Source organism: Vibrio sp. 10N.222.54.E6, from assembly GCF_041473955.1.
Taxonomy (GTDB): Bacteria; Pseudomonadota; Gammaproteobacteria; order Enterobacterales; family Vibrionaceae; genus Vibrio; species Vibrio tasmaniensis_A.
Genome location: NZ_JBFRTD010000013.1, coordinates 327,329 through 350,623, shown reverse-complemented (window position 1 = coordinate 350,623; position 23,295 = coordinate 327,329). Strand labels below are relative to the sequence as shown.

Sequence of the window (23,295 nt, the reverse complement as noted above, 5' to 3'; positions counted from 1 at the left end):
AGATCGTAAGTAGTAGATAGCTCTTTAACCCAACGTAAATAGCTTGCATGGGTTTTCGGAGAAAAACGGCGAACCGCCATTTCATCGATAAGTTGTTGTCTTAATAAGGTCATGATGTATTCCTTAATCTATGGATACATCATAAGTTTGGTCTATCAGGTAAGTGAGAGGAAAGCCCTCCGCGAAGCGGCTTAGTTCAACAGCTCTTAGACAGAAAAATTCTGCATTTAAATATAGAATTTTTCTATCTAGTTTCATATGTACGGGACTCTACCACGATTAATCACAGTATTTCAGTGACTTAAAACATAGATAAACTCATTGAATGACAAAATGCAGAATATTTCTATATAGTATGATTTTAGCGAAAACCCGCCCATACTGTGTGTAATCACAGTGCCCTGCACATGCCCAAACACAAAAAAAGCCTGCCATTTATACGAAAATAAATGGCAGGCTTTATACGTTAGTTACGCTTGTGAATTGCTAGCTTATGCCGCTTCGAATGCGAGGGCTTTCTTCTCTACCTGACGGAAGATCAGCGTTAATACGCCGTTCACTGCTAGGTAGAATGCGCCAGCAATGCCGAACACTGTGAGCGTGTCGTAGGTTTGGCCGTTGATACGCTGAGCGTACCCCATCAAATCCATGATGGTGATGGTGCTTGCCAGTGACGTGCCTTTGAAGACTAGAATCACTTCGTTCGAGTAAGCTGGAACGGCGCGACGTAGTGCGTATGGCAGTAACACTTTAAGCGTTGCGATTTTGTCCATGCCTAATGCGCGACATGCTTCCCACTGCCCTGCTGGAATCGCGTTGAATGCACCTCTGAACAGTAGCGTGCTGTATGCCGCGGTGTTCAGTGCGAGTGCTAACATTGCACAGAACCAAGGTTGGCTAAGCCATGCCCATAGGAAGCTTTCACGAATCCAATCGAATTGACCCGGGCCGTAATACACCAAGAAGATCTGAACCAACAATGGTGTGCCGGTAAACAGAGTAATGATGCCACGTGTTAACCAGTGAATCGCAGGTATTCTTAGGGTTAGTGTTACCGTCATCAGCAATGACAAGATACAACCAACAAGCAATGAAGCACCTGTGAGTTGAAGACTGGTCACTAAGCCTTCAAGCATTTGGGAGAGGTATTGTTGATTCATGCCATTGCACCTTTGTTACCCAAACCTTGAATAGAGAACTTACCATCAATCACTTTTACCAATCTTTGTGTGATTAAAGTGATGACCAAATAGATAGCTGCTGCTGTCGCGTACCAAGTGAATGCTTCGTGCGTAGCTGCTGATGTTAATTGCGCTTGTTTCAATAGATCGGTTACGCCAATCAATGAAACCAGTGCTGTGTCTTTCAATAACACTAACCATTGGTTGGTTAACCCTGGTAGCGCGTGTCTTACAGCTTGTGGCAATACGACTCTGAAGAAAGCATGAGATTGCGAAATACCAAGCGCACTTGCTGCTTCTCTCTGGCCTTTGCTTACTGCTTTCAACGCACCACGAATAGTTTGCGAAGCGTAAGAAGCAAAAATAAGTGACAGTGCAACAACACCAGATAAGAACGGGCTCACTTCTATGAAGTCGCCTGTGATCATGAACAGAACTTGTGTCGAACCAAAGTAGATAAACAGTACGACCAGAATTTCTGGTAAACCACGAACAATCGTCACAAATGCAGTCGTTGGCCATTTGATTGCAATACGACGAGACATCTCACCACTTGCAAACAACACTGCTAGAACCAATCCAACCAATAGGCTTACGAACGCAAGCTGAACTGTCATCCAGCTTGCTTCGACGAGCCCTAAAGAGTAACCCGTTAATTCCATAAATTACTTACCGAAGTACTTGTTAAAGATCTTGTCGTATTCGCCGTTCGCTTTCACTGCTGCAAGTGCAACGTTAAGCTGGTCTACAAGTTCTTGGTTACTCTTGTTTACTGCGATACCAAAGCCGTTACCGAAGTACTCTTGGTTTGTTACTTGGTCGCCTACATACGTTAGGTTGTCTTGCTTTTTGAACCATTCAGCTACTACCGCTGTGTCACCAAATACTGAATCGATACGACCGTTTTTCATGTCGATGAATGCATCTTGGTAGCTTGAGTAAGGTACCGCTGTTACGCCAGCCATTTGCTCAAGTAGGAAGCTCTGGTGAGTTGAACCGTTTTGAACGCCAACACGCTTACCTTCTAGTGCTGCTTGGTCTGCTACTTTGCCTTCAATAGAGATGAATGCTGCAGAGTTGTCGTAGTAAGCGTTAGAGAAGTTTACTTGTTTAAGACGCGCTTCAGTGATGTCCATTGCCGAAATAGCGGCATCGTAACGTTTGAATTTAAGCGCTGGGATTAAGCTATCGAACGCTTGGTTGTGAAAAGTACAAGTCGCTTTCATCTCTTCACAAAGTGCGTTTGCTAGGTCTACGTCAAAACCTTGGATTTGGTTGTTCTCGTCCATGTATTCGAATGGTGCGTAAGTTGCTTCCATTGCGAATTTGATTTCGTCTTGTGCCGATGCATTAACAGCCATGCCTGCAGAAGAAAGGCCGATAAGTGAAGCTAGTAGAATCTTTTTCATTTTGTTACTCCGAATCTGTGTGATTTTGACCTGTGGCCATTTTTATAATTTGATTGTTTTAATCGATGTTGTGTTTAGCTAAATCTAGTGAGTTACGTGAATCTTATGCGTTAACTCAGATTTAATGAGTCAAATACTCGGCAAACTCGGGTGTCTGCGGGTTAACGAATGAATCGCTGGTGCCGTGTTCAACGATGTACCCTTTTTCTAGATACAGAACGTGGCTAGCAATCTTCTTCGCGAAATCAACTTCATGTGTCACAACCACTTGAGTAATGCCCGTTCCACTCAACTCTTTAATAATGCTCACAACTTGGTTGGTGATCTCAGGATCAAGCGCCGCTGTTGGTTCATCAAACAACAACACATCCGGTTTCATCATCAGCGCACGTGCAATCGCAACACGCTGTTGTTGACCACCAGACAGTTGAAGTGGCCAAGCGTCTGCTTTGTCGGCAAGTTGAAGTGTCTTTAGTACTTCTTGAGCTTGCTTGATGGCTTCTTGCTTATCTAAACCCGCCACTTTGGTGGGAGCTTCAATTAAGTTTTCCATCACCGTCATATGTGGCCACAAGTTGTATTGTTGGAACACCATGCCAACTTTACGACGAAGTTTAAGCCCCTGCTTTTCTTGGATCTGGCTTGAAAAATCGAATTGCTCGTTCGCAATGTCTAATTCGCCGTTGTCCGCGATTTCTAACAGGTTCAATACACGCAGTAATGAACTCTTGCCCGCGCCGCTTGGGCCAAGCAATACCAAGGTTTCGCCACTTTCACAGTCAAAGCTGATGTCATGAAGAACTTGGGTATTACCGTATGATTTGTTGATGCTCTTTACTTGAATACTCATGCCACAATACTGCATTAATTGTCATTTGTTGGTTATTCTATTCAATTCGAGGTTTTATGCAAGAAAAATGTATAAAAAACTATTTTGTTGAATTTTTGTAACGAAAGTTGCGTAGAAAACAGTCGCTATAACTGGTCTTACAACCAAAAGTCACAAGTTGCTGATAAGCTTGAAATCGAGGGAAAAGCAAACGTTTCTCTTCCAATTAAAAAATCAGTACAAGATCTAAGAACCTGTAGCTTCCATTCGCTATTGGCTCACGCTCACATGCATAAAAATTAGAATCAAATAGCTCGTTTGATCTTTATTTCAAGTCTCACTAAATGCTTAATGTTCCTTTTGAACAGTATCGATTTCCTCACTTGCTAAGCATCAAAGTCCGAAAATTGAGTGTCCTAGGAAGCATCAGTCAGCGATGCGTGCTTTAATGGTTTCTCTTGTAAGCAACAAACATTTACGAACGACTAGCACTTGATTCGTGACAAGTACGTACAAACAACAAGCCATCTACTCTTAAAGCGACAACACATTAAGGCAGTCATATGCAAAACGATGTCTCTTCTACGCGTGACTCTACTCAGCGAACGGCTCAACGATCTACTCAAAAAGCGCCACAACCCAAACCTGAGAAGAAAAGCCTCAGTATTTTATTTGAGCTCAGCAAATTTATTCAGCCCTATAAAGGCCGTGTGATTGCAGCATTGATTGCGTTGATCTTCACGGCGAGCTTAACCCTTTCAGTCGGACACGGTATTCGTCTTCTTATCGACCAAGGCTTCAGTCAACAATCGTTATCAGATTTAGGCAGTGCGATTCAATTCATCATGGTTGTAGTCGTGTTGATCTCGATTGGCACCTTTTTCCGCTTCTATTTAGTCTCTTCTGTTGGGGAGCGTGTTAGTGCAGATATTCGCCTGTCGGTTTTCAATCACGTGGTGACACTTCATCCGAGTTACTTTGAAACCAATGGCAGTGGCGACATCATGTCGCGTATCACAACCGACACAACTCTGCTTCAAAGCATTATTGGTTCGTCGTTTTCTATGGCGATGCGTAGCGCATTAATGTGTATTGGCGCAATCATCATGCTGTTCGCGACCAACATTAAGCTAACGCTGATCGTGTTGGCCTCAGTGCCGTTTATCCTGATTCCGATTTTGGTATACGGTCGACGAGTGAGAGCCCTATCTCGCCAAAGCCAAGATTCGATGTCTGATGTCGGCTCTTATGCTGGCGAAGCGATTGAGCATATTAAAACGGTGCAAAGTTATAGCCGAGAAGCACAAGAGAAAGCGTCATTTGCGATTGAAGTGGAAAAAGCATATGAAATTGGACGTCAGCGAGTAAAGCAACGCGCGATTCTTATCTCTGGTGTGATTGTTATCGTGTTCAGTGCGATTGCAGGCATGCTTTGGGTTGGTGGCAGCGATGTCATCAACGGTACGATGTCGGCAGGTGACTTAGCGGCGTTTGTCTTCTATGCCATTATGGTAGCTTCGTCATTAGGTACCATTTCTGAAGTGATGGGTGAATTGCAACGTGCGGCAGGTGCGACAGAACGATTAATTGAAATTCTACAAGTTGAAAGCCATATTGTTGCGCCTGTAGAAAACCCAACATCACTCGATAACGTGACACCAGAAGTCGCTTTTGATGATGTGACCTTCTGTTACCCATCAAGACCCGACCAGCCCGCAACAAGCAACCTCACGCTAACGGCCCATGAAGGTAAAGTGTTGGCATTGGTTGGCCCGTCTGGCGCAGGTAAAACCACCCTATTTGAACTGCTGCAACGTTTCTACGACCCACAAATAGGCAAAGTAACCTTAGGCGGTGTTGAACTGAATCAGTTTGATCCTAACGAGCTAAGAAAGCAGATGGCACTGGTTCCACAGCAACCTGCTCTGTTCAGTAACGATGTGTTCCACAACATTCGCTACGGAAACCCGAAAGCAACGGACGAGCAAGTTATCGAGGCCGCTAAAAAAGCACATGCACATGAGTTCATCCAAAACCTACCTGAAGGCTATCACAGCTTTCTTGGTGAACGCGGTGTTAGGCTTTCTGGTGGCCAGAGACAACGTATTGCGATTGCTCGTGCCATCCTAAAAGATCCAAACATTCTATTGTTGGACGAAGCAACCAGCGCACTAGACAGCGAAAGTGAGCATCACGTTCAACAAGCTTTAGAAGAGTTAATGCGTGGCAGAACGACGATCATTATCGCTCATCGTTTATCAACAATTAAACACGCCGACCAGATTGCGGTGCTCGATAAAGGACAGCTAGTAGACATCGGCGACCACCAGTCTCTCATCAATAGCTGCGAATTGTACCAACGCTTAGTTGAACTGCAATTCAAACACCTTAGTGCGTAATCATTGAGTGGATGTGCGTAAGTCGTTTGTTTAGTGAGACACTAATCAATAAGTAACGAAAAGTTAAGTCACTGACATTGTGTGGTTTCAAGCTTCAAAAACTTAAATCACACGTGTTGCAGTTTTGTTAATTTAGCGGTAGGGTTTTTATTCCAATAACAACTTATCCCGATGAAGGATAAGCAGATTACATTAATTACCCAGATAACATTAACTACACAGATAACAATAAGAGAGTTCGCATGGAAGCACTATTATCTGACTACCCGGTAGTAACAGAAATCCCTGTCGCTTGGGGAGAAATGGACGCACTCAATCACGTTAACAACGCCGTATATTTTCGCTATTTCGAAACCGCTCGCTTAGATTTTTTCAAGCACGTTGAGCTGATGGAAGAGATGGCGATTACCAAAGTTGGTCCTGTTCTTGGTGACACTTACTGTAAGTATTTCCGCCCAGTCACGTATCCAGATACCTTGATGATTGGCTCGCGTGTTACAGACATTCAAGACGACCGCTTCACCATGGAATACGCGATCGTCAGTAAGGCTCAACAGAAGCTGACGACAATCGGCACTGCGACCATCGTTATGTTCGATTTTGCTTCAAACCAAAAAGCGCTGCTTTCACTGCGTTTAACCAATGAAATCGAGAAGATGAACACGTTAAAGAGCCCATGCTTCAAACAAGAAGCCGTGACGGAATAACGTATTCGCTGATTAAGAATAATCAGATACAAAAAGACCACTCGATTGAGTGGCCCTTTGTTTATTGGTTCAGAGTGTTTATAAACGGTTATAAACGGTTATAAACGGTTAAGACTTATAGACCTTGAATGCAGAACGCTCTTTGCTTTAGAAGCTATAAGCCGTGCGGCCTATAAATCTATAGACCTACAAACCTTGAACCCTATAAACCTTGAACCCTATAGACCTTGCACGTATTGAGCATTAGTTCGAACTTCGACCATCTGCTCTAGGTTCTGTTGTGAACCATCAACACCATTAATCAAACCTTGGAAATGTTTAATCAGCTCTACTTTGTCTTGTACTTCTTTCGAACCCGCGCCGATGTTGGTCAGGTCAATGAAGAACTCGTCGAACAGACCTGAGAAATCCGTTACAGCGTCATGGTTTAAGAACTGCTCGTGGTTGTAAATGCTTGGGTAGCCACCCTTCTGTTTATCAACCGCGAAAGAGATGCCTTTCACGTTGGTAATCGTGGTCGCTTTCTCACACTTCAACATGCAACCTGCTTCGATGCTTGGCTTGTTACAACCCACGGTTCTTTGGAAGAAACACTGGCGGCTGGTCATCATCAAGATTGGGTGGTAGATGCTGTAGAACAGTTTGAAGTTCTCTGGGCGGCGAATATGACGAATCTGACCTTTGTTGATCTCGTTCGAAATGAAAGCACCAGCACAGTTCAGCTCTTCTTTCAGCGTAACCAGTGCGTGAGAGTTTGTGGTGTTCATGAACGGGCCTGCAACCCACTCGATACCCATCTCGTAAGCTTTGTAAGCAATACCCGTGTTGTTGGTCACGATGCGAGCTGGCTTGATCTCTTCAAGAATACGAACCGCTTCGTCGTAATCTTTACCGATCAATACTGCTGGGAACCAAGGAATCAAACGTGGGTTTGCTGCCAAGATGTCGATGTACTTGTTACAACGCTTCTTGAAGCTTTCAGGCAGTTTGAAGTAAACATCCGCGTCGGTTACGTCACACAGGTGCAAGTCTTCCACATCAGCGATAAGCATCGACATGGTTGGCTTCTCGTTAACCTTTGGTTGCTGAGGCAGTGCTGGCACTTCAACGTGCTTAATCACTTTCACAGAACCGTTTAAGATGAAATCGATTTCGTCTTTTAAGACCGACACTTCTTTCAAAGGAAGAATCAGACCTTCATCTAAGTTGTCGTAGTTACAGTTTTCTAGCGTATGAACCGCACTCTTCACTGATTTGAAACGCTTCTCAAGTAACGCCTGAGTAATCGCAGTCTCTTTAGCTGTTGCCAATAATGATTGAGATTGAACCGTAAAGTTTTCTTTTGGTGTGTTCACTGTCACTGTAAATGGCTGACCCACCTTAGCGTTAAACGACAATGACACGGGGGTTTTACGAATATCAAGGAACTCGATCTTGTCGCGCATTTCACTGCCTAGGGCATTTTTCGCTTCATAAAGATCGCTGGTCACTTCTTGAATTTGTACCACTGAGATTTCATTGTTCTCTTTCGTCGCTTTATCAACGGCGTAGTTCATGCTGTTGTCACGAGGATTATCAATGAACATGTCTTTCGTTAGGTTGCCCTTAAGGAAAGAGTTAGTGAAATCACGGTTGAATACTTTGTGCAGGTTTGAATCGTCTTCGATCAACAAACCACTTTCTACAAAGCTATCAATTTGTTTGCGCCACGTATCAACCACTGTGTATACGTAGTGTGCGCCTTTGATACGGCCTTCAACTTTCAATGAGTCGACTTTCGCGTCAACCAATTCAGGTAGGTCGTAGTACGCTGAATTATCTTTCAGGTTCAGTGGAAACTTGTTTCCGGCATCAGTGATTTCGTATTCATCACGACATGCTTGGCTACAACGGCCACGGTTACCTGAGTTACCCACACTTACTGAGCTCGAGTAACATTGGCCAGAGAATGCGATACACAAAGCGCCATGTACAAACACTTCGGTTAGAACATCGTGGTCGTGTGCCACTTCCGTCAGCATTTTGATTTCTGGCAGGTTCAATTCACGAGACAAGTTAACGCGTGTTGCGCCAATTTTAGACAAGAACTTAATCTGGCCTTCGTTGTGTGTCGTTAACTGAGTCGATGCGTGAACATCTAACGATGGAAAATGCTTTTTCACCAAATCGAACAAACCAAGATCTTGGACGATGATGCCATCAAGCTTAGTGTTCACAAGCTGGTTCAACAGTTTAGTGATGCTCTTAATTTCATGCTCCAGCAGCACAACGTTAAGAGTCAAAAACACTTCACAACCGTATTCATGAGCAAGGCGAATCACACCATTCAACTCATCTAACGATAGGTTAGAGGCTCTGTTACGAGCGTTGAAGGTGTCTAAACCGCAATAAACCGCATTAGCACCCGCTACGATAGCTGCTTTAATCGCCTCTACATCGCCACCTGGGGCTAATAACTCAATCTTTCTGCTCATTTTTGAAGTCGCTCACTTACTTATAATTTTTAAGCCGCGTATTCTACCTACATCACGATCTCTTTACCACCTAACAACACTTTTCAAACTAAATGACCTCAATAATGCCAAACGAATTCGATTTACCTATCCTTTATTCTTTAAGACGCTGCCCTTACGCTATGCGAGGAAGGATGGGCATCGCACTATCACAGCAGAAAGTGTTACTTCGAGAAATTGTTACCAAAGATAAGCCTAGCGAACTATTGGCCAGTTCGCCAAAAGGCACTGTTCCAGTATTGGTATTGCCTGATGGTCAAATCATAGAACAGAGCTTAGATGTGATGAACTGGGCGCTTCAACAAAACGATCCTCAAGATCTTCTGCGCTTAAGCAATCCAATACTTAGCGAGCAAGTCCAACAACTCATCAAAACCAACGATGAAGAATTCATTGGTCACTTAGAGAAATACCGCGCTTCAGTGCGTTACCGAAACATCGATAGTGAACAACGCAGACAAGCCTGTGAAGGATTCATCAGCAAGTTAGAGGCATTACTCACCAATCAGCCTTATTTCTTTGGAGAAAAGCCAAGCCTCGCCGACTTTGCTGTGATGCCGTTTGTTAGCCAGTTCGTAAGAGTCGAGAAGAAGTGGTTTGTGCAATCTGAATATCAGAACGTAGGACGTTGGTTAAGAGCGCACCTCGACAGTAAGCTCTACACCCAAGTCATGAAGCAATACCCTTTGTGGAATGAAACCAAGCAAGATTGTGTTTTTGGGTAGCATTAAGTCGCTATGAATTGCTGGAGATAACTCCATATTGCTGAAGATTGCCGAAGATGACTGAAAACAGTTCTAAATAAGCATAGACAGCTCTCTATTGTTATGAAAATCGTGACACTGAATCGCAAGCGATGCTATTGATGGCATATTAGATATCAACGAAAATCGCATTTCACTCAATCACAACGTTAGTTTGAAATGCGCTATGCCAAAAAACAAAGTAAACACATTCAACACACCTAACCCCGATTTTAAAGGGTTCGCGAAAGTTTCACTGTTAGTGGCCTTCTCGCTTGCCCTTTCAGGCTGTAGCGCGAAAAACAAAGTAACCAACACAAGCCCATCTGCTGCGCAGCAGAATCAAACCTACACGGCGAAAAGCTTCAATAAACCCAATAGCAAAGTTACGTTGATCCTCTCTTTTTCTGGTGGCGGCACACGAGCGGCTGCGCTCTCATATGGTGTGTTGCAAGCATTGCGCGACACCAACATCCAAGTAAATGGTGAAACGGTCAATCTGTTAGAAGAAGTTGATATGATCAGTTCGGTATCCGGTGGCAGCTTTACCGCCGCGTATTATGGTTTGTATGGTGACCAGATATTCGAAGATTACGAAGAAACGTTCCTTTATCACGAAGTCTCAAAAGATCTGTTCTCCATCCTTTTATCTCCGACTTATTGGTTCTCGTACGCCACCAGAACAGACAAAGCCACCGACTATTACAAAGCCAACATCTTCGGTGAAAGTACATTTGCCGACATGCACCGAGAAGATGCACCCTACATTGTCATTAACGCGACCGACATTTCAACGGGTTCGCGTTTTTCATTCACACAAGAGTATTTTGACCTCATATGTTCAGACCTGAACAGCTATTCAGTGTCCAGTTCGGTGACGGCTTCTTCTGCTGTGCCTTTCGTTTTCACACCTGTGGTACTAGAAAACAAAAATGACTGTGATAAATCAGAGCATTTACAACCCTCGTTTGAGGCCACAAGTTACCGCAACCGAAATCTGATCAAGTCGTTAAAGTCATATAGCAATAAGGATGATGTGAGTTATCTCCACCTTGTGGATGGCGGAATTACTGACAACCTCGGTTTGCTATCGGTATATGAGATGTCTGAATACTTGCGTTACAACGACAACGAAGAGTTGAAAAACTTGTACGACAACCAACACGCGCGCCCTATTGTCATCATTTCGGTTGATGCATCGACGACGCCAGAATCTGGCATTGGAGAGTCGATTGAAGCACCTTCCATGAAACAAACGGTGGATGTCATCACCGATATACAGTTGCATCGCTACAACGATACAACAAAAGATTTGATCGTTGACGAGTTGCAATCTTGGCAAGAACTGGCCTCTCATCAAGGTCGTAAGGTTTCACCCTACTTCATTGAGATCAGCTTGAATAAATCAGACAACAGCGCAAAGCGATATTTGCTCAATCAAATTCCGACGGACTTTATGATAGACAAAGAAAACGTCGATCTATTGATTGAAGAAGGTAACAAACAACTTGTTGCCGATCCGGAATTCCGAAACTTCTTATCATTTGAACGCAACAAATAATGCTAATCTAGTTGCTTATTAAAGCGCAATTTGGCAACTAAAGTTACGTCATAACTTCACCTTTACAAGGATCACTATGGAATTTGAAAACAACATCTTACATCTCGGGTCATTCTTTGCAGTGACCATGGGGATCGTGGTTCTATTTGTCGGACGAAGGCTGAATCAAGTCATCGGTTTTTTGAAAGAGTTCAGTATCCCTGAACCTGTCTCTGGTGGGATTTTGGCATCGCTTCTGTTCGCGGTTTTATACGCGACGACCTCAATCGAAGTGCAATTTGATCTATTTGCCCGCGATGTATTATTGGTCTACTTCTTTACCACGATTGGGATTAACTCAAGTTTGAAAGACCTGTTCAAAGGCGGAAAGCCCTTGGTGATTTTGCTATCAATCACTATCTTCTTCATGATTATGCAGAACATCGTCGGTATTTCTGTCGCATCAATGTTTGGCCTAGAGCCTGTCTTTGGCCTACTCAGCGGAAGTATTTCACTGATTGGCGGGCATGGTACCGCGATTGCTTGGGCACCCAAGGTTGCAGAAGAGTTCGGCCTAGAAAGCGCAATGGAAATTGGTATCGCCAGTGCAACATTTGGGTTGATTTTAGCCAGCCTGATGGGTGGCCCTATTGCAAAGTTTCTCATTAAGCGTCACAACCTCAAACCTGTCGACGGGCAATCAAACTCAATCGATTCAAATGCAAAAAAACAACACCAAGCTCTTACATCATTTCAATTTTTAGACGCCGTGTTAGCGATTCATATTTGTGTCATTGTCGGCGCGTTGCTTAATGAATTGATCAGTCAAACCGGGTTACAACTTCCACTGTTCGTATCGTGTTTGTTTGCGGGTATCGTGATCACCAACGTAATGCCAGACTCCTACCCTAGAATCTCGGGCGCAAAATGGCCGACACGCTCGCCCGCTATCGACTTAATTGCTGAAATATCCTTGGGTACATTTTTGGCGATGTCCCTAATGAGCATGCAACTTTGGACGCTCATTGATTTGGCGGGTCCTATCTTCGCGATATTGGCAATGCAGCTGCTACTGGCCGTGATAATCAATATCTTCATCGTGTTCCCATCAATGGGTAAGACCTATGATGCAGCCGTTGTATGTGCTGGGTTTGGAGGGATTTCGTTAGGTTCAACACCTACAGCCATGGCAAACATGTCGGCAGTAAGTCAGAAATATGGGCATTCAGCACAAGCCTTCATCATCGTGCCATTGGTATGCGCGTTCTTCATTGATTTAGCGAACGCACTGATTATTCCTTACTTCATGAGAATGATGTAGCTGACCTTTGTTAAGACGGTACACCACAATTTATTTAGGCGGTATACCCCAATAAAAAGAGCCGCTCATACAGAGCGACTCTTTTACTAATGACTCAATTTGACTATCACTAACGACTACCCAAAGCTTATTGAATCGCTATCGAAATCTCGACTTCAGTTTCGCCTTTGTAAAATTCAAAGTCTGTCGTGTAAGTTCGAACATGTGGGCAATCTGCTGCGTTGAAGTACGCCCACACTTCGCCCCATAAATCGATGACCGCTTGAGGAAGTTCACCTTCAGCAGAAAACGTCAGATATTTACCTGCTTCAATTTCGGTTTCGACTAGGTCATCTAAATTGTTATCGGTAAGTGCATTGGTACATGCAATAACATCAAACTCACCAGTAAAATCCGATTGGTAATTGGTGTAGACACCATACACTTTTGAATCTGGTGTCAGCTTAGGAAAAGCTTGATCGAAAAAACCTTGCCATAATTGACCTATCTTTGCTTTTGTTGGATCAATCTCATCGGTATTAGTGGTTCTTACTGAAAACCCGTACGCCTTTACGGCTTCAATCGTTTCTACTTTCATTCGTTTTATTCCTAAGCCAATCGACGTTTTAACTATGTAAAATCTTAACTAATCTTGTATCTCTTTGTGGCCACACTTTTCACAGACAAGATGACGAGAAAACTCATCCATTGACGCGATAAACGGGCCAAGGAACCAACCTTTTATCATGCCTGCCCAAAACTCGCTTCGCTTTTGGTTAGGTTTGTCTGCAAACGCACTGGTCTTTCTGACCAACACAACAACGTGTTGTGTGTCTTCTCTGCACGCGGTGCAATAGCATTGTTCTATGGTGTTATTCATTTGAAAGCCTATGACGTTTTGAATGAAATTTGCTGAAAATAAGGATTGTTGACACAGACTTCTAGTGTGGAAAGATCAGTGAGTACGACAAGTTGTTCTACACCTTGAATACTGACCTTAATGCACTCTTCACGGCTATCATTGCGTTGAGTATCTAATCCGACACATTCAATCTGCTCGCCAGACTTCAGCGTTAATTTGATTGGGTATCGGTGCATACACACAATCTCAATATAATCGTAATCGTTGCAACTAATCATAATACCCCTCCAATTCATCCACCACGCTAATGCGACACGCCATACTATGCAATATGCATATAATCAATCATTTACCCAAATCACATTGATGTTCGTCCGAAACTAAACTTGCTTCTAAACCTATTTCTAAACGAGCTTCTAATCCTATTTCTAAACTTGCTTCTAAACCTACTTCTAAACTTAGCTTAATCCCGCTTTACCTATTCACGTTTCTTCTACTCACATCTGCTTATTCTTTCATTGTTAAATAATAATCGAGAACAAAACAATGAAAACCATGAACCATTTACACGTGTTAGCTTTCTTAGGTTTAGTCGCTTCAATGATGACGTTTAATGCGAGTGCCGCCTCAGAAATCGATGCGAGGCACTTTGCCAATGGTAAAGCCAAATACACGCAGCTTTGTCGGGTGTGTCATGGCGACAAAGGACACGGTGATGGCCCCACTGCCGCTTCATTGCCACACAAGCCCGCCAATATCGCTAATAAACTAGGCGGCTTTTTTACCAGTCCAAGTTCTTTGGCGGATGACATTTTAGAAGGTAACGTAGAACAAGGTATGCCAGCATGGCAAGGTGTTATCACAAAGCAAGACGCGTTAGATGTCTTGTCATATATAGATTCAATTCAGTAAATTTTCACTTGTTTGAGCATTCTTGTATAAACACCATGAGGGGCTACATTGTCACGCGTGGCTATATCGGGGACTGCGATTACTTGATCGCTTTCCAATAATGATAAAGCCCGTTGATATCTGAAGAACACATCAACGACATCGCGCCTTTGATCTGTTCTTCGCTCCACTCCCACCATTTCATTTCTAACAACTGAGCAATCTCAGTGTCATCGAATCGATAACGGATATGACGTGCAGGGTTTGAACCGACAATCGAGTATGGCGCTACATCTTTGGTCACAACCGCTCTACTCGCGATAATCGCCCCGTCACCAACCTTAACACCACTCATGATCATCGCTTCTGTACCGATCCACACATCATTACCAATCACAGTATCGCCAGAGCGTTCAAAGCCGTCGATCGCACCTTCAAACTTCTCGTCGTCTTGATAGAAAAACGGGAAAGTGCTGACCCACTGATTTTGGTGGCCTTGGTTTCCCGCCATCATAAATACGGCACCTGAACCAATCGAGCAATAACTGCCGATGATCAACTTGTCGATGTCTGTTCTATCAGGTAGCAGATAACGCGCACAATCATCAAAGCTGTGATTGTGGTAATAACCTGAATAGTAGCTATGTTCGCCCACGATGATGTTTGGGTTGGTCACTTGTTCTTTCAGTGACTTTCCGACAAACGGGCTCTCAAAATAGTTTTTCATGTTTGTACTCTTAGTTTCGTTCTTTTAGTTAGGTACTTGTGTTGCGTGTTGATGGTATTAACTTGTTTATCTTAGTGCAAAGGCCAACGTGCCCTACCGACCGCCTGCAATATCAATAAACGAGCCGGTGACATACGAAGCCTCGTCCGATAATAACCACGCGATAGAGTTAGCGACTTCTTCTGGTGTGCCACCTCGTTGTAATGGTAACTGCGAAGCGAGTCTGTCTACGCGATCAGGCTCTCCGCCGTCTGCGTGCATTTCAGTGTAGATACAACCTGGCCTTACACCATTAACTCGGATATTACGCGCAGCCAATTCAAGCGATAAGCCTTTGGTGAGTGAATCCATCGCACCTTTCGATGCTGCGTAATCCACGTACTCAAATGGTGCGCCCGTTCGCGAAGCAGCAGACGATACATTCACGATCGAACCCGCACCGTCAGCTTGTTTGATAAAGGCTTTACTGCACAGGAAGCAGCTTGATACATTCGATTTCATCACCTTTTCAAAGCGATCCAATTCGATGTCAACCAAAGGTGACTGAGTAAATAAAATCCCGGCATTATTGACCAAGTGAGTCACTGGGCCTAGCTTATTACGTGCAATCTCGAATAAGGATTTTACGTCCGATTCAACAGACACATCCGCCCGAACACTGATAGCGGTTCCGCCTTGTTCACGAATATCATTAACTAGCTCTTCCGCTCGCGATTCATTGTGTATGAAGTTAACGCATACGGCATAACCTTTACTGGCCAACAATTTAGATGTCGCCGCGCCAATGCCTCGGCTCCCGCCTGTTACAATCACTACCTTGTTCAATGAAACCTCCTAATGCCACTTGTTTGTTATAACCTGATTATTCGATACGACCTGGTTTTTCGTTACAAACTGATCGTATCGACACAAACTAATTGTTCGATACAACCTGAATCCACTGCGATCGCCAAGCCGGCGCTTCGAATGGGTCTGGCCAAAACTCAGTTTGCTTTTGAATTAAGCCATCAACAACCGTGTGAAAGGTGATCACTCGGCCTTTCAACACACTGTCTGTAACCGAAACGTCCGTTACTACGGTATCACCTTCACAGACAATTGAATTGAGCGCGAACTCCCAAACACCATTAGCTGGGTATTCAGCATTGACTGCCGTGAAGTTATCACGCCCTACCGTCAATTCAGACGACTGAGGCCAATAACCTTTAAAATCTGTGGCTAGCCATTCACTTGCCTTTGCAAAATCGTTGGTGCGCATTGCATCCCAAAATCCTAATACCACGTCTTTTGGTTTCATTATTCTTCCTTAAATTAGCCACTTTCGACTAAGCGTTACTGATTAAACGTATTTGCCAATAATCATTGAAAGATCATCGACACGGTTAGCAATGTAATCCGGCTTGGTTTGCCAATTTTCAGGTTCAGAACGGCTATAACCCGCAGCTACCGCGATCACTTTTGCGTTCTTACCCAGTGCTACTTCAATATTGCGAGCAAACTGTGTATCCGCTTCATGGTCACCGATATACATCAAACACAGTTCTTTAGAGTGAGCTTCACCAAATATGTTTTCAACACACTTCATGCCGCCAAACGGATGCGGTTTTTGATTACCATTCGATACATCGTCATAGCCAACTACTGACTTAAACACCTCACCTATACCGTAGCTATCGAGTACAGTTCGAATATTCAATTGAGAGTTTTGCGAGCAAACCCCATGAGGAAGGTGCGCGAACTGACTGATCACGGTTTCCATTCCCTCAAACAGAGCTACGGGAGTTTGATTTTGCTCTTGATGCTCTGCCCACATACCACCAGCGATCAACATTTCATCATGAGACATCCCATAATAGTCGACATACAAGGCTTGCCAGTTTTTAGCACCGTGGTTGGCTTCGTGATAGAGCGCTTCACTCAACAAATATTTGGGTAAATTATCACCTGACAAATGTGGTGCGACCACAGAAATGATGTCTTTGGTTATTGCGATATTTTTTGGAACTGAATTGACTAAGGTTCCATCATAATCCCACAGTATGGCATCTAATTTCATACACTATCTCTTTGTTTAAATTGGCTATTTGAATTTATCACTCTCCCCCTATTGAGGAAAATTTTATTGTCTCTAATTTGAAATATAACCCGGAACAAGCAAAAAATTGAGAGGTTGCGGAGCGTAGAATCGTTAGACGAGAATAACTAAACAAGCTTTGCTCACATAACCGCTTTATCAATTGCAATATATCAGTATAATCCCCCGCTCTATAACGCTACCCAGCATAGGAATAGCGTCATCCCAAATTTTGTGAGTACCCAATGTCGAAACTATTTTTCAAAGGCCGTATTGAAACAAGACAGAACCACGTTCTTGCTGGCTACAATGTAAACCGCGATGTTAAAGTGGGTACTGAAGAGTCACCAGTTGCTGTAATGGTTCAAACTGAAGCTCGTAAAGCAGAAGTTGAAGCAATCGCGGCCGAGCATTCAATCTTTGTTACTGTATCTGTTGATGCAACTAAAGAAGAAAACACGCTTGAGTTCGACACATTACTAAACAAGCCAAAAACAATGACGTTCGAAAAGACACCTAACCGTAACGACCCATGTTCTTGCGGTAGCGGTAAGAAATACAAGAAATGTTGTGCATAAGCACTTCTGATTCATGCTACTCATAGTGTGATTGAGATGATTGATTAAAACGGGCAGATCACTACGATCTGCCCGTTTTTTTTATGTCCAGAGTTGCGCATTTGGAAATATATTAGCTTTTAGAGAACATTAGCTTTTAGAGAAAAATAGCTTTTGCTCAACCATGATAAATCAACCAACATGCTGGTGAACTATTGGGTTATTTCGCTTTAGCCACTGTCGCTTCTGACAACTTACTTAGTACACCCGATATTTTTTGAATCACTTTGTCACAGCCATTGATCGCGTGACGCTCTACCAAGTAATTAGGATCGTTGTAAGACAACCATACTTTCTTATTGGAATCTTCCGTGACTAACACCTTCTGCGGTAAATCTATCGCGACTTCTTGAGCACATTGCATTAATGGTGTCCCTACTTTCGGGTTACCAAAGATGATGACTTCGGTTGGTCTCAATTCAAGATCGACCTTACTCGCGTTTTTCTGATGGTCGATTCTCGCAAACAAGGTCAATCCTTTGCTTTTGGCGATTTCTTCAAAGCGGTCAGCGGTCTCTTTCACTGAGTAATTACTTTGATATTTAATCAAACCATCAGAAGCCGTAGCTGAAAATGATGCCGAGAGTAAAATGGCGCATAGTGGTAGTAATTTTTTCATCGTCACCTCTGAGATTTAACCTAATCAAACTTACATTCGTAGCGCCACTTCTAAAATCAGCGACGTAACCCATGTCAGTATAGACACGTTTCCATTCTCAATTTGCAGAGAGGATCACTTTTCTAATGCGTCTTATTATCAGCAGTTGAGATAGGAATTGTTTCAAAAGCTAAACACATGATCAGTGCCACGACTTAGTCCCACACTTTTCACACTGGTATTCGTAATCACTGTCGACATAAAAACCGGGAACATTATGGTCACCTTTAAACAATAACGTCATCAGGTACTCCATCAACACGCCTAGTTTCCATTGTTTCTTTTCAGATTCCGCTTCCGCTTTAGATTGAGCATCGGAAGCGTTAACAGCAAGGTGCGGGGTAAGTGCGTTGCACTGCTCACAGTGATAAGGGTGTTTAATATATTTATTATCAAGTATTTATATAAGCCATCTAGCATTTATAAAGTTGACGAATACTAACAACTTATCACTCGGTTCTCGAACTCATTGTTGTCCTTTAGAGTTTTATTAGAAAGAAATGAGACACGAGATAATACCATGTGCCATGTATCTACTTTTATTGGCATTGCGCAGAACAAAAAGAGTAACCGTGTATCGTTTGAAATTTAGTTAAGCGCTTTAATTAGAACCGTGTATTTCCACAGGTTTGCTTCATCTTCTCCGAGCTCGATACTTGCTTCCCCACCCTCTTTATCAAGAATAAAAACAGGCATCTGTCCGCTAGACTCTCCATTTTCATAATCGCATGACATTTTGGCTTCCAGTAGAATAGCGTTAGCTTCATGCTTAGAAAGAACACCCGAATAAACGCATTCTTCAGTTTGAGATGAGACTTCCTGTCCGAAAGAGTCGAACTTAAAGGTTGGGAAGTTGAGTTTTGATTCAGAATCCTCGACAGTGATCGACACTTGGTAATCGATAGCTTCAATATTGTTATCGGTTGCAAATACACAACCGGAAACGCCAAGTAACAATACAGCTAAAGCAGTGGTTTTCATGTGGTTCTTATTCCTTCAACAATGGGCTTGCTACTCTGAAGTAACACTATGAATTCCCGGGTTTAATTTAAACTTTGTTAGGTAAAACTTGTTTGCCATTACTTGGCAAGATAGCTAACTTTTACTTTAATAGCCCTTTGTCCGCAGCACCTTCAAGCTGCACTTCTAGTTCTTTCCATAGAGCACGACTGCCTTTAGAAATACGCTCGCCATTAAAGGTCAGTACTTTGTCTTTGGATATGTTGTGCTTCTTCCAGCTGTGACCATCACCATGGATGTTATGAAGCAAAGGTGGCACTCTATCGATCGCCTTACCAAATCTGGCTTCCGGTGACTCACCCGCTTCGAACTCAAGCCATAAATCCAAATACTCGGTTCTTAAATGGCTTGGCAATGATTTCAGCAAGCGCTCAACACAGTTTCTCTCTTTGAGTTTGTTTTCTTCGGTTTCACTGGCATAAATGATGGTGTCTCCTGCATCGATTTCCCCAAGGTCATGTATCAGTAACATCTTCATCACTCGCGTAATATCGATTTGTTCATTGGCATAGTCTTTCAACATAAGAGCGCTCAAACAGACCTGCCAACTGTGCTCAGCGGAGTTTTCATATCGATCCAATCCAACCGGTTTTGTCTGTCGATGAACATCCTTTAATTGTTCAATCTCGACCATGAATTGCAGAATGCCTTTGATTTCTTCCACGATGAGCTTCCTTTAATTGAGCTTGAGCAACACACGAATGAGCCTTAGCTTATTTACCTGTTAGCCATAGGGTGTTCAGGGTTTAACTGAAGCAGATCCCACAAGTTACCGTAAAGATCTTCAAACACAGCAACGGTACCGTAACCTTGCTCTTTAGGCTCTCGGACAAAGTTAATGCCCAAAGACGTCATGCGTTCGTAATCACGCCAGAAGTCATCGGTGTTTAAGAATAGGAATACGCGTCCACCAGCTTGGTTACCGATGAAATCGTGTTGCTCTGGCTTGGAAGCTCTAGCAAGTAACAGGCTCACACCGGTTGAATTTGGTGGAGCAACAACAACCCAGCGTTTATCTTCTTCTGGTAAATACGTGTCTTCGATGAGATCAAACTTAAGCTTGTTTACATAAAAATCAAGCGCTTCATCGTAGTCTTTTACCACGAGTGCAATGTGGACAATATTCTGTTTCATAACATACCTTGTTGGGGTTTTAGCTGCGTGGAATGATGCCATGAAGCAGGCAAAGACACTAGGTGTTAACACTTAGTTTGGTGTTATGGTTAAAACAGTCCTAAGAGTACTCATGTTTTAGTTGCTAACAAAGCACCGCAAGTCGCCAAAAAGCCACCTGATAACCTGTTCAATAGCATCTTTGCTGAGCGCCCTTGAAATACAAAACGAGCTTTAGAGGCAGTGCAAGCATAGAGACTCAATACTCCACCTACAGCTACAGTTGAAATCACCAAAATCATCATCACATCTGTTGTGGTAAATGTTTTTAGGTCTATGAATGCGGGAAAGAAACCCATGTAAAACAAAATCGCCTTTGGGTTTGAAACTGTCATCAATAACCCGATAATCACGCTTGAAGCTTTCATTCCTTGCTCCGAAGATGTACTCGATGATTCACTAACATCTGACGTCCATGTTGTGTAAGCCAACCAAAACAAATAGGCAACGCCTACATATTTAATTACCGTAGCAAATTCACCCATTGCGCTAGCTAAAGCCGATAAACCAGACAAAGCTAAGAATATAAAAATGTAATCCGCGATTAGTACGCCAAGCACCACTAACAAGCCTTGTTTCCAACCAAGGCTTAGAGACCTCGACAGAACTGCGAGAACGCTGGGGCCCGGTATGGCTGCAGATAGTAACATCGCAACAAATAGAGCTATTCCTGATGTAATTGACATAATCCCTCCCTAGATCGTTTGTCGTTCGACAATTAACCTGTTTCATGTAACTAAGCGATTTGACCGCGCATGATAAATTGCGGGCCTGCTGCGCCACCTAAATACTGTTCATTGGTATCTTCGAAGCCGCCTTTGTTATAACAGTTGAATGCTGCGGGATTTTTGCAATTCACGGTTAAGTAAATCAACTCATACGCTGAGTAATTCGCTTTTAAATATGGAAACAAAGCTTTGACCGTGCCCGTTCCTAAACCTTTACCTTGCTGGTTTTTATCAAGCACAAAAGCTCTTAAGCCAATACTTCCTTCAGGGCAGAATTCGTAGTGCTCTGCGTAAGCGATATCCAGCTTAAAGAAACCAACAACTTCGTTATCAGACTTAATCACGTGCAAGTGCGTCGTTTCACTGCCGTCTAATAAAAACTCTGCAGCTGTACCAGCGAACTTAACCTGTTCATCGGCGAGTTGGATGGCCTGAACTAACGCCACATGTGATTCTTGAAGCCTTTCAATAGTTATCATTGTTGTTCCTTCTGTATAACACGCACGAAAAACCGACTAGAGCTCATCGCTAGTGTCTCGAGAACCGTAGTTTGGGAAGTTGATATTAAGAACGTTATCATCCTCAAGTGTGAATAGAACGCTTCCATTCTCGACACCAGTTTCGTTCCTATCTGAACAACCTAGAAACAGCTCCCAATCAAACGAATATTGAAGGCGGTATTGATTCGCATTGATGTGTAGAACGTCTTTGATTTTAATACCGTCCACCACGTGTGCCATATCATCGATGTATGACAGGTCTGGGATTAACTTTTCTTCGAAATCACTCTTATGCTCGGTTAAGAAATTGAGCAGCTCAGAACACAACTCGGAGCCTTGAATCAATGGTTTAGACAGACTAAAAAACAACATTTCTAAATACTCCAAGGATTGTTTTGATATTGGGAAGATGCGCGCGAACCTGTTACAAATTAACGCTCAGCCAACACTAACCTTTAAGGCTAAACGTTACTATTATCCGAGCTATTAAACGAGTACATTCGAACTTCATCTCGAGGAAACCAGCCCAATTTTTCGTAAAACTGTTGAGCGTTGATGTTGTCGTTATAGACAAACAAGTGGGTCTTCGGGATGCCTAACCCTGCAAGTGCGTTGACCGCCTCTGCGACAAGCTTACAACCTAACTTTTGTCCTCTAAAGTTGGCCGAGACAGCTAAATGTTGTAAATACCCACGACGTCCATCCGTTCCTACTAACACAGCGCCAATGATCTCGTTGTTACTTTCAGCCACAAAACTCAGACCAGGGTTACGATCTAAATAGCTCGCAATGCTTTCTTTCGAATCGGCATCGCGAATACTCATGCCTTCTGTCTGGCACCACAACGCGATCACTGAGTCGTAGTCTGAAATTGCCATTTCCCGAATGTTGACCACTCTACTCTCCTTATTTATACGGGTACTTAGTTAGCCGTGTTTCTCGTAATAAATGAGTAGCTAATAATACTTATGTGTTAACGAATATCTTGGCAGAACCTAAAGAGATAACCGTCAGGAGTTTGAACGATGAACTGCTTCTGAGTCGCGATCGAACCCCCACATTGATAAGACTTCGACTCTAACGCTAAGTAAATAGAATCAGCGGCGCTTTCGTTAACTCTCTGATAAAGTGGTTCGATATCGATAACATCCCATTGAAAGTTAACGCCACGCCCTAAAGGAAATTCCAGGTCACCTGAAAGCCATTTTCGACTTTTGCCCGCAATCCCTTCAAGCATCACATCAACACCATCAAGCGTTAGATAAACAAACTCTTCATCTGGGCGCTCGTATTTCACTTCAAATCCCAACACATCGACAAAGAAGGATTGGCTCACATTAATATCGAAACAATAAAGCTCAGGAACTACTCGTAATGTCATGATTTACCTATTCACTAAATAGCGAGAGATTAGTAAGAATCTA

At 43.1% G+C, this 23,295-nt stretch carries 29 protein-coding genes; 7 read left to right on the top strand and 22 right to left on the bottom strand.

Annotated features, from left to right (window positions below):
• Positions 1 to 491: 491 nt before the first annotated feature.
• The 4 genes from artM to artP all read right to left on the bottom strand — a co-directional run bounded on the left by artM (position 492) and on the right by artP (position 3,440).
• A complete protein-coding gene (gene artM, locus AB4513_RS09390; protein ID WP_102258486.1) occupies positions 492 to 1,160 on the bottom strand; it encodes an arginine ABC transporter permease ArtM in 669 nt (222 codons plus the stop codon).
• Positions 1,157 to 1,843 (bottom strand): arginine ABC transporter permease ArtQ, encoded by a 687-nt coding sequence (gene artQ, locus AB4513_RS09385; RefSeq protein ID WP_017100134.1) that lies wholly within the window; start codon positions 1,841 to 1,843, stop codon positions 1,157 to 1,159. The genes artM and artQ overlap by 4 nt, the downstream gene beginning before the upstream one ends.
• A 3-nt stretch (positions 1,844 to 1,846) precedes the next feature.
• On the bottom strand, positions 1,847 to 2,590 hold the full coding sequence (locus tag AB4513_RS09380) for a lysine/arginine/ornithine ABC transporter substrate-binding protein (protein WP_009846802.1): 744 nt from the start codon (positions 2,588 to 2,590) through the stop codon (positions 1,847 to 1,849).
• 121 nt (positions 2,591 to 2,711) lie between these two features.
• A complete protein-coding gene (artP, locus tag AB4513_RS09375) occupies positions 2,712 to 3,440 on the bottom strand; it encodes an arginine ABC transporter ATP-binding protein ArtP (RefSeq protein WP_009846803.1) in 729 nt (242 codons plus the stop codon).
• Between the two features lie 542 nt (positions 3,441 to 3,982).
• On the opposite strand from artP, the gene AB4513_RS09370 reads away from it, so the two are divergent.
• Positions 3,983 to 5,818 carry an ABC transporter ATP-binding protein/permease gene (locus AB4513_RS09370; RefSeq protein WP_102258487.1) on the top strand — a complete coding sequence of 612 codons (1,836 nt, stop codon included), beginning with the start codon at positions 3,983 to 3,985 and terminating at the stop codon, positions 5,816 to 5,818.
• 242 nt (positions 5,819 to 6,060) lie between these two features.
• Entirely contained in the window at positions 6,061 to 6,525 is a 465-nt protein-coding gene (locus AB4513_RS09365; RefSeq protein WP_009846805.1) for a thioesterase family protein, read from the top strand.
• A 218-nt stretch (positions 6,526 to 6,743) separates the two neighbouring features.
• Here the strand turns inward: AB4513_RS09365 and AB4513_RS09360 are convergent, their stop codons facing one another.
• Positions 6,744 to 8,999 (bottom strand): peptidase U32 family protein, encoded by a 2,256-nt coding sequence (locus AB4513_RS09360; protein ID WP_017078225.1) that lies wholly within the window; start codon positions 8,997 to 8,999, stop codon positions 6,744 to 6,746.
• 104 nt (positions 9,000 to 9,103) lie between these two features.
• Here AB4513_RS09360 and AB4513_RS09355 point away from each other — a divergent pair, with 104 nt between their 5' ends.
• From AB4513_RS09355 to gltS, 3 genes are all read left to right on the top strand, one after another.
• Entirely contained in the window at positions 9,104 to 9,763 is a 660-nt protein-coding gene (locus AB4513_RS09355) for a glutathione S-transferase (RefSeq protein ID WP_102258488.1), read from the top strand.
• Positions 9,764 to 9,968: 205 nt separating this feature from the next.
• Positions 9,969 to 11,342: a patatin-like phospholipase family protein gene (locus AB4513_RS09350; RefSeq protein ID WP_102258489.1), complete on the top strand. Its 1,374-nt coding sequence runs from the start codon at positions 9,969 to 9,971 to the stop codon at positions 11,340 to 11,342.
• Between the two features lie 76 nt (positions 11,343 to 11,418).
• The gene (gene gltS, locus AB4513_RS09345; protein ID WP_017104330.1) at positions 11,419 to 12,642 is read left to right on the top strand and encodes a sodium/glutamate symporter; all 1,224 of its coding nucleotides are present in this window, start codon (positions 11,419 to 11,421) and stop codon (positions 12,640 to 12,642) included.
• A 127-nt stretch (positions 12,643 to 12,769) separates the two neighbouring features.
• Here gltS and AB4513_RS09340 read toward each other — a convergent pair whose 3' ends face one another.
• The 3 genes from AB4513_RS09340 to AB4513_RS09330 are packed head-to-tail and all read right to left on the bottom strand — an operon-like array spanning position 12,770 to position 13,761.
• Positions 12,770 to 13,219: a GyrI-like domain-containing protein gene (locus AB4513_RS09340; RefSeq protein ID WP_009846810.1), complete on the bottom strand. Its 450-nt coding sequence runs from the start codon at positions 13,217 to 13,219 to the stop codon at positions 12,770 to 12,772.
• Positions 13,220 to 13,267: 48 nt separating this feature from the next.
• Complete coding sequence (locus AB4513_RS09335) at positions 13,268 to 13,501, bottom strand: hypothetical protein (RefSeq protein WP_004733848.1); 234 nt, start codon at positions 13,499 to 13,501, stop codon at positions 13,268 to 13,270.
• A gap of 8 nt (positions 13,502 to 13,509) precedes the next feature.
• A complete protein-coding gene (locus tag AB4513_RS09330; protein WP_102258490.1) occupies positions 13,510 to 13,761 on the bottom strand; it encodes a Rho-binding antiterminator in 252 nt (83 codons plus the stop codon).
• Positions 13,762 to 14,029: 268 nt separating this feature from the next.
• On the opposite strand from AB4513_RS09330, the gene AB4513_RS09325 reads away from it, so the two are divergent.
• On the top strand, positions 14,030 to 14,395 hold the full coding sequence (locus AB4513_RS09325) for a cytochrome c (RefSeq protein WP_102258491.1): 366 nt from the start codon (positions 14,030 to 14,032) through the stop codon (positions 14,393 to 14,395).
• Positions 14,396 to 14,474: 79 nt separating this feature from the next.
• Here the strand turns inward: AB4513_RS09325 and catB are convergent, their stop codons facing one another.
• From catB to AB4513_RS09305, 4 genes are all read right to left on the bottom strand, one after another.
• The gene (gene catB, locus AB4513_RS09320) at positions 14,475 to 15,101 is read right to left on the bottom strand and encodes a type B chloramphenicol O-acetyltransferase (protein ID WP_017099903.1); all 627 of its coding nucleotides are present in this window, start codon (positions 15,099 to 15,101) and stop codon (positions 14,475 to 14,477) included.
• Positions 15,102 to 15,194: 93 nt separating this feature from the next.
• Positions 15,195 to 15,926: a glucose 1-dehydrogenase gene (locus AB4513_RS09315; protein ID WP_102258492.1), complete on the bottom strand. Its 732-nt coding sequence runs from the start codon at positions 15,924 to 15,926 to the stop codon at positions 15,195 to 15,197.
• An 88-nt stretch (positions 15,927 to 16,014) separates the two neighbouring features.
• Positions 16,015 to 16,398 (bottom strand): nuclear transport factor 2 family protein, encoded by a 384-nt coding sequence (locus AB4513_RS09310; protein WP_102258493.1) that lies wholly within the window; start codon positions 16,396 to 16,398, stop codon positions 16,015 to 16,017.
• A gap of 42 nt (positions 16,399 to 16,440) precedes the next feature.
• The gene (locus AB4513_RS09305; RefSeq protein WP_102258494.1) at positions 16,441 to 17,157 is read right to left on the bottom strand and encodes an HAD family hydrolase; all 717 of its coding nucleotides are present in this window, start codon (positions 17,155 to 17,157) and stop codon (positions 16,441 to 16,443) included.
• Between the two features lie 263 nt (positions 17,158 to 17,420).
• On the opposite strand from AB4513_RS09305, the gene AB4513_RS09300 reads away from it, so the two are divergent.
• Complete coding sequence (locus AB4513_RS09300) at positions 17,421 to 17,753, top strand: PBPRA1643 family SWIM/SEC-C metal-binding motif protein (protein WP_004733856.1); 333 nt, start codon at positions 17,421 to 17,423, stop codon at positions 17,751 to 17,753.
• A 199-nt stretch (positions 17,754 to 17,952) separates the two neighbouring features.
• On the opposite strand, the gene AB4513_RS09295 is transcribed toward AB4513_RS09300, so the two are convergent.
• The 10 genes from AB4513_RS09295 to AB4513_RS09250 form a co-directional block, all read right to left on the bottom strand.
• Positions 17,953 to 18,411 (bottom strand): DUF302 domain-containing protein, encoded by a 459-nt coding sequence (locus AB4513_RS09295; protein ID WP_009846817.1) that lies wholly within the window; start codon positions 18,409 to 18,411, stop codon positions 17,953 to 17,955.
• A gap of 181 nt (positions 18,412 to 18,592) precedes the next feature.
• Positions 18,593 to 18,850, bottom strand: coding sequence for a hypothetical protein (locus tag AB4513_RS09290; protein WP_009846818.1), 258 nt, complete (start codon positions 18,848 to 18,850; stop codon positions 18,593 to 18,595).
• Positions 18,851 to 19,038: 188 nt separating this feature from the next.
• Positions 19,039 to 19,431, bottom strand: a complete 393-nt coding sequence (locus tag AB4513_RS09285; RefSeq protein WP_009846819.1) for a hypothetical protein — start codon at positions 19,429 to 19,431, stop codon at positions 19,039 to 19,041.
• 121 nt (positions 19,432 to 19,552) lie between these two features.
• Positions 19,553 to 20,134, bottom strand: coding sequence for an HD domain-containing protein (locus tag AB4513_RS09280; RefSeq protein ID WP_009846820.1), 582 nt, complete (start codon positions 20,132 to 20,134; stop codon positions 19,553 to 19,555).
• Positions 20,135 to 20,187: 53 nt separating this feature from the next.
• The gene (locus tag AB4513_RS09275) at positions 20,188 to 20,604 is read right to left on the bottom strand and encodes a VOC family protein (protein ID WP_009846821.1); all 417 of its coding nucleotides are present in this window, start codon (positions 20,602 to 20,604) and stop codon (positions 20,188 to 20,190) included.
• Between the two features lie 110 nt (positions 20,605 to 20,714).
• Positions 20,715 to 21,329, bottom strand: a complete 615-nt coding sequence (locus AB4513_RS09270; RefSeq protein ID WP_102258495.1) for a LysE family translocator — start codon at positions 21,327 to 21,329, stop codon at positions 20,715 to 20,717.
• Between the two features lie 50 nt (positions 21,330 to 21,379).
• Complete coding sequence (locus AB4513_RS09265; protein WP_009846823.1) at positions 21,380 to 21,850, bottom strand: GNAT family N-acetyltransferase; 471 nt, start codon at positions 21,848 to 21,850, stop codon at positions 21,380 to 21,382.
• Between the two features lie 36 nt (positions 21,851 to 21,886).
• Complete coding sequence (locus tag AB4513_RS09260; protein ID WP_009846824.1) at positions 21,887 to 22,243, bottom strand: hypothetical protein; 357 nt, start codon at positions 22,241 to 22,243, stop codon at positions 21,887 to 21,889.
• Positions 22,244 to 22,332: 89 nt separating this feature from the next.
• On the bottom strand, positions 22,333 to 22,767 hold the full coding sequence (locus AB4513_RS09255; RefSeq protein ID WP_017078753.1) for a GNAT family N-acetyltransferase: 435 nt from the start codon (positions 22,765 to 22,767) through the stop codon (positions 22,333 to 22,335).
• A gap of 77 nt (positions 22,768 to 22,844) precedes the next feature.
• Positions 22,845 to 23,252: a VOC family protein gene (locus AB4513_RS09250; protein WP_009846826.1), complete on the bottom strand. Its 408-nt coding sequence runs from the start codon at positions 23,250 to 23,252 to the stop codon at positions 22,845 to 22,847.
• Between the last annotated feature and the right edge of the window lie 43 nt (positions 23,253 to 23,295).